The sequence below is a fragment of the Cellulomonas sp. IC4_254 genome, from assembly GCF_011603975.1.
GTDB lineage: Bacteria > Actinomycetota > Actinomycetes > Actinomycetales > Cellulomonadaceae > Cellulomonas.
In genome coordinates, this window is sequence record NZ_JAANNB010000150.1 from 1 (window position 1) to 9729 (window position 9729).

8 protein-coding genes and 1 riboswitch are annotated in these 9729 nt (G+C 75.5%); of the genes, 3 read left to right on the forward strand and 5 right to left on the reverse strand.

Annotated elements, in window-relative coordinates:
* On the reverse strand, positions 1 to 975 hold a 975-nt coding region (locus tag G6556_RS13920), incomplete at its 3' end, for a methylenetetrahydrofolate reductase (RefSeq protein ID WP_166942497.1).
* A 6-nt stretch (positions 976 to 981) separates the two neighbouring features.
* Positions 982 to 1077: riboswitch (SAM riboswitch) on the reverse strand.
* Between the two features lie 123 nt (positions 1078 to 1200).
* Between G6556_RS13920 and G6556_RS13925 the strand changes: the two genes are divergently transcribed.
* Positions 1201 to 2151 (forward strand): SMP-30/gluconolactonase/LRE family protein, encoded by a 951-nt coding sequence (locus G6556_RS13925; RefSeq protein ID WP_166942500.1) that lies wholly within the window; start codon positions 1201 to 1203, stop codon positions 2149 to 2151.
* A 42-nt stretch (positions 2152 to 2193) separates the two neighbouring features.
* On the opposite strand, the gene G6556_RS13930 is transcribed toward G6556_RS13925, so the two are convergent.
* The 3 genes from G6556_RS13930 to G6556_RS13940 all read right to left on the reverse strand — a co-directional run bounded on the left by G6556_RS13930 (position 2194) and on the right by G6556_RS13940 (position 3473).
* A complete protein-coding gene (locus tag G6556_RS13930) occupies positions 2194 to 2571 on the reverse strand; it encodes a hypothetical protein (protein ID WP_166942503.1) in 378 nt (125 codons plus the stop codon).
* Positions 2568 to 2777 carry a ribonuclease PH gene (locus G6556_RS13935; RefSeq protein ID WP_346774905.1) on the reverse strand — a complete coding sequence of 70 codons (210 nt, stop codon included), beginning with the start codon at positions 2775 to 2777 and terminating at the stop codon, positions 2568 to 2570. Before G6556_RS13935 ends, G6556_RS13930 begins: the two co-directional genes overlap by 4 nt.
* 87 nt (positions 2778 to 2864) lie before the next feature.
* On the reverse strand, positions 2865 to 3473 hold the full coding sequence (locus G6556_RS13940) for a DNA-3-methyladenine glycosylase I (RefSeq protein ID WP_166942506.1): 609 nt from the start codon (positions 3471 to 3473) through the stop codon (positions 2865 to 2867).
* 240 nt (positions 3474 to 3713) lie between these two features.
* Between G6556_RS13940 and G6556_RS13945 the strand changes: the two genes are divergently transcribed.
* Positions 3714 to 5102: an MFS transporter gene (locus G6556_RS13945; RefSeq protein WP_166942508.1), complete on the forward strand. Its 1389-nt coding sequence runs from the start codon at positions 3714 to 3716 to the stop codon at positions 5100 to 5102.
* Positions 5103 to 5207: 105 nt separating this feature from the next.
* Here G6556_RS13945 and hrpA read toward each other — a convergent pair whose 3' ends face one another.
* Positions 5208 to 9479 carry an ATP-dependent RNA helicase HrpA gene (gene hrpA, locus G6556_RS13950; protein WP_240934514.1) on the reverse strand — a complete coding sequence of 1424 codons (4272 nt, stop codon included), beginning with the start codon at positions 9477 to 9479 and terminating at the stop codon, positions 5208 to 5210.
* Between hrpA and G6556_RS19635 the strand changes: the two genes are divergently transcribed.
* Positions 9366 to 9729: hypothetical protein (locus G6556_RS19635; RefSeq protein WP_240934515.1), on the forward strand; the 364-nt coding region annotated here is incomplete at its 3' end. The two genes, hrpA and G6556_RS19635, sit on opposite strands and share 114 nt — an antisense overlap.

Consider the following 9729-nt stretch of genomic DNA (forward strand, 5'->3'; position numbering starts at 1 on the left):
GAGGGCGCCGCCCAGGCCGGCGCCCTCCAGCAGGTCGAGCGCGGGGCCGTGGGCGTTGAACGTGTACAGGTGCACGCCCGGCGCGCCGCCGTCGAGGACGGCGTTCACCAGGTCGACGCCGAGCCGGGTGCCGAGGCGGTGCCGCGCCGCGAGGTCCGCCGGGTCGTCCGGGTCGAACGCGTCGAGCCGGGCGAGCAGGCGCTCCGGCACCGGCACGCCGGTCAGCTGCGCCACGCGCCGCAGCCGGGCCGGGTCGGTCGTCGGGATGATGCCCGGCAGGATCGGGATGGTGACGCCCGCGTCCCGGGCCAGGGCGACGAGCTCCAGGTACGAGCCGGCGTCGTAGAACACCTGCGTGATCGCGAAGTCCGCGCCCGCCTGCTGCTTCGCGAGCAGCGCCGCGACGTCCTGCTCCCGCGTGCTGCCGGCACCGGCGTTGCCGCGGGGGAACGCGGCGACGGCGACCGACAGGGGGCGGGTGGCCGCGCGCACCGCCTGCGCGGGGCTGCTCGCGCACCGGCGCCGCTCGACGTCGCGCAGCAGCGCGACCAGGGCGCTCGCGGTCGGCAGCCCCTCGGGGTGCGGCTCCCAGGAGCGGTCCGCCGGCGGGTCGCCGCGCAGCGCCAGGAACGAGCGCACGCCCTCGTCCAGGAACTCCTCGACCGTCGCGGCCAGGTCCGCCCGCGAGGACGCCACGCAGGTGAGGTGGGCGATCGGGGTCAGCGAGGTCTCGCGCAGCAGCCGCCGCACGAGCTGCCGCGTGGTCGTCCGCGTGCTGCCGGACGCCCCGTAGGTCACGGACACGAAGTCGGGACGCGCGGAGGCGAGCTGCTGCACCGTCGACCACAGCCGCGGCGCGGCGTCGGGGTTCCGGGGCGGGAACAGCTCGAACGACACGGTCGGGCGGTCCACGGCCCCGAGGCCGTCGGGCACGGCGTTCCCCGCAGGGTGCGCGGGTACGTCGAGACTGGTCATCGTCAGCTCCATCGATCCTGGCGGAAGCACCCGCACCCTCGGTGAGGAGGGGGGTTGCTGCGACGTCGACGAGCCAGGTCTCTCGGTCGCTCTGGATGGGTGTCGCCACACTAGGACGACGGACCGCCGCCGTCCACTGCCCCTGACGCGTCATCTATCCGTGACGGCGCTCACACGAGGACCCGCGCCGCGCGGGCCCGGCAGCCCCGTGCCAGGCTGCGTGAGGTGACCCACCTGCGCTCCGTCCCCCTGCCCGACCGCCGGCTCGACGTCCGGGACCTGGTCCCGCAGGACGCCCCCGAGGCCGTCGTCCTGGGGGAGGTCCGCGCCCGCCTCGGCGAGCGCCCGGTGCTGGACGACCGCGACGGCTCCGTCGTCTGGGTCGACATCGACGCGTGCAGCGTGCACCGGTGGGCCGGCGGCGACCACGCCCGGGACGAGGTGGTCAGCGTGCCGTCCCCGGTCTCGCTCGCGTGGCCCGCCGCCGGGGGCGGGCTGCTGCTCGCCACCGCGGACGGCCTCGGCGTGCACGACGGCACCACGCTCGGCCCGCTCACCCGCCCGGCGGACATGCCCGCCGGGTACCGGTTCAACGACGGCGGCTGCGACGGCGCCGGCCGGCTGTGGGTCGCGACCATGCCGCGCGACGGGTCCGCCGGTGACGGCACGGTGTACCGGGTGGTGGCCGGGGCGGTCGACGCGGACGGTCCGGGCGACGCGCTCGAGGTGACGCCGGTGCTCACCGGGGTCGGGGTCGGCAACGGCCTGCAGTGGAGCCCCGACGGCGCCACCCTCTACCTGACCGACACCGACGCCCGGACCGTCTACCGGCTGCCGTACGACCCCACGACCGGCACCGCCGGCGACCCCGAGCCGTTCCTGTCCTTCGACCCGGCCGGGCCGCAGCCGGACGGCACCACCGTCGACGCCGACGGCTGCCTGTGGGTCGCGCTGTACGGCGGCGGGGCGGTGCTGCGGTTCGCCCCGGACGGCAGCCCGCTCGGGGCGGTCCGGGTGCCGACGCCGCGGGTCACCTGCCTCGGGTTCGGGGCACCGGGGTCCGGGCGGGCGTACGTGACGACCGCGCACGAGGACGGCGACCCGCTGTCGGGGGCGGTGCTCGGCGTGGACGTGCCGGTGGGCGGGCTGCCGGTGCGGGCGTTCGGGGCGGGGTGAGGCGGGGGCCGCGGCTCGTCCGCCCGCCTCGCCGCCCCGCGGTCAGCCGGCGAGGAGCTGGTGGGCCCGCTGGTGCGACACCCCGAGGACCGTCCCGACGTCGCGGACGGACAGCCCTGCGTCGCGCAGCACCCGGGCCGCCGCGCGGGACTCCACGGCGGCCTGCCGGTTGGCGCGGTGCGCCTCCTCGCGCAGGCGCGCGGCGGCGCGGACGTGCGCGCCGGCCTCGTCGGGCACCGCGGGCCGGAGGTGCACCTCGACGTCCGCGGGGTCCACCTGCGCCACGAACGCGATGGCCTCCCGCATGACCTCGGGGGCCTGGTCGAGACGGGCCACCTCGGACAGCGCGCCGGGGTGCTCGACGCACTGGAGCACCCACCACCGGCGTCCGCGCTCGGCCGTGACCGTGTAGCGGGTCACCGCCACCACCCCTTCCCGAGCACCGCCGCGTACTGGTCGAAGAACTTCCGCGCCGTCACGTCGTCGATCTCGGAGTGCCGTCCGAGCGTCGAGCGCACGCCGCCGACCACGACGCCGGTGTGGTGCGTCAGCTCGACGACCTCGTACGACACGCCCGCGTCCCGGGCGGCTCGCCGCAGCCGGCGCAGCACCGCGGTCCGCTTCACCAGCGTAGTCCGGGTTGCACTAGACACTCAAGGCAATGGCGACCTAGACACCACCGTCCGGTCCGGGCGCCGACGCGGTCTACGACCTCACCCCGCGGCGCGGGCCAGGACGACGGGGCAGCCGGCCAGGTGGTCGTCGACGATCCCGCACGCCTGCATCGCCGCGTAGGCCGTCGTCGGCCCGACGAACCGGAACCCGTGCCGCTTGAGCTCCTTGGCCAGCGCCGCGGACTCCGCCGTGCTCGCGGGGACCTCGGCGAACGTGCGCGGCCGGGGCCGGGTGCCGGGGGCGAGAGGGGCGGCGGACCAGAACAGCTCGTCCAGACTCAGCCCGCGGCCGTGCAGGTCGAGCAGGGCGCGCGCGTTGGCGACGGCGGCGGTGATCTTGGCGCGGTTCCGGATGATCCCGGTGTCCGCCATGAGGCGCTCGACGTCGTGCTCGTCGTATACCGCGACCACCGCCGGGTCGAACCCGTCGAACGCGGCCCGGAACCCCTCGCGGCGGCGCAGGATGGTGATCCACGACAGGCCGGACTGGAACGCCTCGAGCGTCATGCGCTCGAACAGCTCCCGCTCGCCGTGCACGGGGACGCCCCACTCCTCGTCGTGGTAGCGCTCGTAGAGGGGGTCGCCGTCGCCGAAGCACCGCCGTCCCGCGGGGGCGTCGGGGCTGTCCGGGGCGTCGCTGCTCGTCATGCCGCCACTCTGCCGCACCGGTCCGACACCCGTCCGGCCCCCTCCACAGCCCGCACGGCCGCCGAGCCTGTGGACGGTCCGGTCGCCCGTGTCCATGATCCGGTCACGACTTGTCTGAGGTGTGAGACAGCGTAAGGTCGCCGCAGCGCTGGAGCACCGACCGTCCCGCCGAGCCGACCGCGAGCCGACCCCGACGTCCGCCGGTGGTCCGCGCCACCCGGATCGTCGAGGAGTCCCCGCATGTCAGCCACCACCGCGCCGGCCACCCAGCCGCCGGCCGCGTCCCGCCCGCTCAACTCGCCGTCGCGCGTCATCGCCGCGAGCCTCGTGGGCACCACCATCGAGTTCTACGACTTCTACGTGTACGCGACGGCCGCCGTCCTCGTGTTCCCGAAGCTGTTCTTCCCCACGGGCAACGACACCACGGCGCTGCTCGCGTCGTTCGCGGTGTTCGGCGCCGCGATGGTCGCCCGCCCGATCGGCGCGATCTTCTTCGGCCACCTCGGCGACCGCCGCGGCCGCAAGACCACGCTCGTCTACTCGCTGCTGACGATGGGCGTCGCGACGTTCCTCATCGGCCTGCTGCCGACGTTCGGCCACATCGGCGTGGGCGCCACGGTCGCGCTGCTGGTGCTCCGGCTCGCCCAGGGCTTCGCGCTCGGCGGCGAGTGGTCCGGCGCGGCGCTGGTCGCCACCGAGAACGCCCCCGCCGGCAAGCGCGCCTGGTACGGCACCTTCCCGCAGCTCGGCGCGCCGCTCGGCTTCATCATCGCCAACGGCATCTTCCTCATCATCAACGGGGTGCTGGGCCAGGGCTCGGACGCGTTCATGTCCTGGGGCTGGCGCGTGCCGTTCCTGTTCTCCGCCGTCATGGTGGTCATCGGCCTGTGGGTGCGGCTCAAGCTCGTCGAGTCGGAGGCGTTCACGCAGGCCGAGAAGAAGGGCACGATCACCAAGGTGCCGCTCGGCACGACGCTGCGGTTCCACTGGCGCGAGACGCTGCTCGGCACGTTCATCATGCTGGCGACGTACGTCCTGTTCTACCTGATGACCAACTTCACGCTGACCTACGGCACCCGCGCGGTCGCCCCGGAGGACGGCGAGCCCGGCGGCCTCGGGATCCCGTACGTGCACTTCGTGCTCATGCAGATCATCGGCGTGCTGTTCTTCGGCATCTTCACGATGCTGTCCGGCCCGCTGGCCGACCGCCTCGGGCGCCGGCGGCTGCTCATCGGCGTCACCTCGGCGATCATCGTGTTCGGCTTCTCGTTCCCGCTGTTCCTCACGGTCCGCGACGACCTGGTGTTCACCGGCGCGCTGACCCAGGCGTTCCTGGTGCTCGGGTTCCTGCTCATGGGTGCCACGTTCGGTCCGATGGGCGCGCTGCTGCCGGAGCTCTTCCCGACGAACGTCCGGTACACGGGCTCGGCGGTCGCCTACAACGTGTCGTCGATCCTCGGCGCCGCGCTGGCCCCGATCGTCGCGCTCGCCCTGTGGGCCGCCGCCGACGGCAGCACCTGGCTCGTCGGCGTGTACCTGTCGGCGATGGGCGTCCTGACGCTCGTCGCGCTGATCCTGTCCCGCGAGACCAAGGACCAGGACTACGCCCGCTCGTCCCACGCGGACTGACCTGCCACCAGCACGACCCGCGAGTTCGGTGGTTCCCGCCGAGTTCGGTGCTCAGAGGCACCGAACTCGGCCGGGAGCACCGAACTCGCAGCGTCCCCGGCGGGCTCAGGCCAGCGCGGCGAGGGCCTTGCGGATCCGCTTCTCGCTGACCGGCACCGGCGTCCCGAGCTGCTGCGCGAACAGGCTGACACGCAGCTCCTCCAGCAGCCACCGCGCGTCGTCCAGCGCCGCGAGGTCGGCGGGTACGGGCGTCCGGCTCGTGACCCGCGCGCGGGTCTGGCCGAGCAGCTGCTCCAGGTCGTGCACCTGCCAGGCGAGCTGCTCGTCGCGGGCGGGGTTGCCGGCAGCCTTGTCGAGCCGGTACGCGGCGGCACGCAGGTACCGCGCCAGGTGCGGCAGCCGGTCCGCGCCGGTCTCGGACACGAAGCCGTCGTGCACCAGGCGCTCGGCCTGCTCGCGCACGTCCCGGACGGTGCCGAGCAGCGCCAGCGACCGCGTGCCGCGGACGGCCCCGTCGAGGTCCCGGGCGGCGGCGAGCACCGCCACCAGGTCCTGCACCAGCCGGTGCACGGCGTCCTCGAGCCGGTCGCGGACGAACCCGCGCGCCGCCGTGTATGCGTCGGCGGACCGGACGGCGGTCGCCGGACGTCCGGCGAGGTGCTCGGTCAGCAGCCGGTCGACCGTCGCGAGCTGCACGTCGGCGACCAGGGCCTCGGTGCTCGGGTACGGGCTGGCGGCCAGCGTCAGCGCCTGGGTCCCGGTCCAGCGCGAGGTGATCCGGCCGGGCGCCAGGCCGACGTCGCGGAGCAGCAGCCGGCGCAGGCCGCGGCGGTGCCGCACGGCCTGGTCCCCGGCGTCGGCCAGCACCTCGACGCGGACGGTCGCCGACGGTCCGGCGCCGTGCTCGACGAGCGCGGGGTAGCCGCGCACGGTGAGGCCGCTCGCGTCCTGGGTCTCGACCCGCTCGGGCAGGGTGCCGCCGGGCAGGTCGGCCGGCCAGGTGTCCAGGTCGGCGCCGTCGAACCCCGGCAGCGCCGAGGCCGCCGGCCGCGCACCGGGGCCGGGGACGGCCGCCGTGCCACCGCGGGCCGGGGCCGGGCCGCCGCCCGCGTCGCCGCCGTCGCCCGCCGCGCCCGACCGCGCCCGCGCGTCCGCCATCGCGTCCCGCACCGCGCTCCGCACGGCCGTGGAGACCGCGTCCTGGGTCCGGGCCGCGAGCTTCCGCTGCAGCACGGCGAGGTCCTTGCCCTCGTCGAGCACGCGGCCGCGGTCGTCGGACACCCGGAACGTCATCCGCAGGTGCGGGGGCAGCCGGTCGAGGTCGATCGCCCCGTCCGGCACGACGACGTCGCGCAGCGCCCGGACCGCCTGCCGGAACGCCGTCTCGTACGACGGGGCGGCGTCCGCCGCGCGCACGGTGTCCTCCCACGACGCGGTGTGCGCGTCCAGCCACCCGACGACGTCGCGGGCGACGTCCGGCGCGGGCACCAGCTGCACCCGGACCGGCTTCGGCAGCGCGCGGATCGTCGCGGTGACCAGCTCCTCGCGGAGCCCCGGCACCATCCAGTCGAAGCCCTCCGGCCGCACCCGCGCCAGCGCCACGAGCGGGACGTGCACGGTGACGCCGTCGGCGTCGGTGCCCGGCTGGAACTGGTACGTCAGGGGCAGCGCGAGGTCGCCCTGCGGCCAGGTCGACGGGAACGACGACTCGTCGACGCCGCCCTCGTCGGTCACCAGCAGCTCGCGGGTGAACGTCAGCAGGTCCGGGCGGTCCCGGCGCGCGCCCTTCCACCACTGGTCGAAGTGCCGCGCCGAGACGACGTCGTCCGGGATCCGCTCGTCGTAGAAGTCGAACAGCGCGTCGTCGTCCACGACCAGGCCACGGCGCCGGGACCGCGCCTCCAGGTCCTCGGCCTCCTTCAGCAGCCGGCGGTTCTCGGCGAAGAACGCGTGGTGCGTCGTCCAGTCGCCCTCGACCAGCGCGTGCCGGATGAACAGCTCGCGCGCGTGCTCGGCGTCGACCTTGCCGAACAGCACCCGCCGCCCGGTGACGATCGGGACGCCGTAGAGCATGACCCGCTCCAGGGCCATCGCCGCGCCCTGCTTCGACGACCACGACGGCTCGGAGTACGACCGCTTCACCAGGTGCTGCGCGAGGTCCTCGGCCCACTCCGGCTGGATGCGCGCCGCGTCCCGCGCCCAGAGCCGGGACGTCTCGACGAGCTCGCCCGCCATCACCCAGGCCGGCGGCTTCTTGGCCAGGCCGGAGCCCGGGAAGATCGCGAACTTCGCGCCGCGCGCGCCGAGGTACTCGTTGCGGCCGCGCCGGTCCGGGGTGCGCCCGCCGTCGCCCCGGCCCTTCCCGCGCGGGGCCGAGCCGCCGGACAGGTCCGACGCCTCCTGCATCCCGATCTGCGACAGCAGGCCGGACAGCAGCGCGACGTGCACCCGGTCGGCGTCCCACTCCAGCCGGTGCGCGCCGCGGCCCTCGGTCGCGGGGTCGCGCTCCTCGGACAGGTCGCGGTCGGTGGTCCGCGGCGGGTTCATCGTGATGCCGAGCGGCTTCGCCAGCTCCTTGAGCTGCGTGACGACGTCCTGCCACTCGCGCAGCCGCAGGTAGTTCAGGTACTCCGACCGGCACAGCCGGCGGAACGCCGAGCCCGACAGGTCCCGCTGCGCGTCACGGACGTACTGCCAGAGGTTGAGGTACGCCAGGAAGTCCGACGTCGGGTCGGCGAACCGGGCGTGCAGCTGGTCGGCTTGCGCGCGCGACTCGACCGGGCGCTCGCGCGGGTCCTGGATCGACAGCGCGGCGGCCACGATCATCACCTCGCGCGCCACGCCGCGGCGGCCGCCCTCGACGATCATCCGCGCCAGCCGCGGGTCCATCGGCAGCTGGGCGAGCGCACGGCCCGTGTCGGTGAGCCGGGTGCCGGACGGGCCGGTCTCCAGGGCGCCGAGCTCGGTCAGCAGCTGCACGCCGTCGCGCACGGCCCGGGTGTCCGGCGGGTCGACGAACGGGAACGCCGCCACGTCGTCCGGCCCGGTCGCGACGCCGACGGCCACCATCTGCAGGATCACGGACGCCAGCGACGTGCGCAGGATCTCGGGCTCGGTGAACCGCGGGCGGGACGCGAAGTCGTCCTCGGAGTACAGCCGGATCGCGATGCCGTCGGCGACGCGGCCGCACCGGCCCGACCGCTGGTTCGCCGACGCCTGGGAGATCGGCTCGATCGGCAGCCGCTGGACCTTCGTGGCCTTCGAGTACCGGGAGATGCGCGCCGTCCCGGGGTCGACGACGTACCGGATGCCCGGGACCGTCAGCGAGGTCTCGGCGACGTTGGTGGCGAGCACGACGCGGCGGGTGCTGTGCTGCTGGAAGACGCGGTGCTGCTCGGCGGCCGACAGCCGGCCGTACAGCGGCAGCAGCTCGACGGCGTCGGGGCGGCGCTGGTCCTGGACCCGCGGGCCCAGGTGGCCGCGCAGCGCCTCCTCGGCGTCGCGGATCTCCCGCTCGCCGGACAGGAACACCAGCACGTCGCCCGGCCCCTCGGCGGCGAGCTCGTCGACGGCCTCGCAGATCGCCGTCATCAGGTCGCGGTCCTCGGCGGGCGGGGGCGTCTTCCCGCCCTTCGACGCGGCACCGCGGGAGCCCGCGCGCGGGGGCGCGGAGTCGTCGGCGTCCAGGTCGTCCGGGTCGTCGGTCGGGCGGTCCGGCGACAGCGGCCGGTACCGGAGCTCGACGGGGTACGTGCGGCCGGTGACCTCGACGACGGGCGCCGGCACGCCGTCCGGGTGCTCGGCGTCCGCCGGGCCGGCGAAGTGCGCCGCGAACCGCGCCGAGTCGATCGTCGCCGACGTGATGACGACCTTGAGGTCGGGCCGGCGCGGCAGCAGCTGGGCCAGGTAGCCCAGGATGAAGTCGATGTTGAGCGACCGCTCGTGCGCCTCGTCGATGATCAGCGTGTCGTAGGCGCGCAGCTCCGGGTCGCGCTGGATCTGCGCGAGCAGGATGCCGTCGGTCATGACCTTCACCAGCGTGCGGTCCGACGACTCGTCGGTGAACCGCACCTGGTAGCCGACCAGCTCGCCGATCGTGGTGCCGAGCTCCTCGGCGATCCGCTCCGCGACCGTGCGCGCGGCGATCCGGCGGGGCTGGGTGTGGCCGATCTGGCCGTCCCGCCCGCGGCCGAGCTCCAGGGCGATCTTGGGCAGCTGGGTCGTCTTCCCGGACCCGGTCTCGCCGGCCACGATGACGACCTGGTGGCCCCGGATCGCCGCGGCGATCTCCTGGCGGCGCGCCGACACCGGCAGCTGCTCGGGGTAGACGACCGGCGGGAGCACGACGGCGCGGCGCGCGTCGGCGAGGGCGGTCAGGCGCCGGGCGCGGGACTCGCGGCCGCGGCGGGCGGGCTGGTCACCGCCGCGCTGGTCGGCGCGGCGCTGGTCCGACGTGCGCTGGCCGGCGCCGCGCTGGTCGGGCTTGCGCTGGTCGCCGTCGCGCTCATCGGACAGGCGCTGGCCGGCCCCGCGCGGGTCGGGCGTGCGGCCGTCACCGGCCGGCCGGCGTCCGCGACCGCCGCGCCGCCGACGCGGGCGCCCGGGTGCGGCGTCGCCGCCGTCGCCG

Bases quoted from the DNA above. Each gene is read 5' to 3' on its own strand.
- G6556_RS13940 (WP_166942506.1), bottom strand. From the start codon at position 3,473: ATGACGAGCAGCGACGCCCCGGACAGCCCCGACGCCCCCGCGGGACGG.
- G6556_RS13945 (WP_166942508.1), top strand. From the start codon at position 3,714: ATGTCAGCCACCACCGCGCCGGCCACCCAGCCGCCGGCCGCGTCCCGC.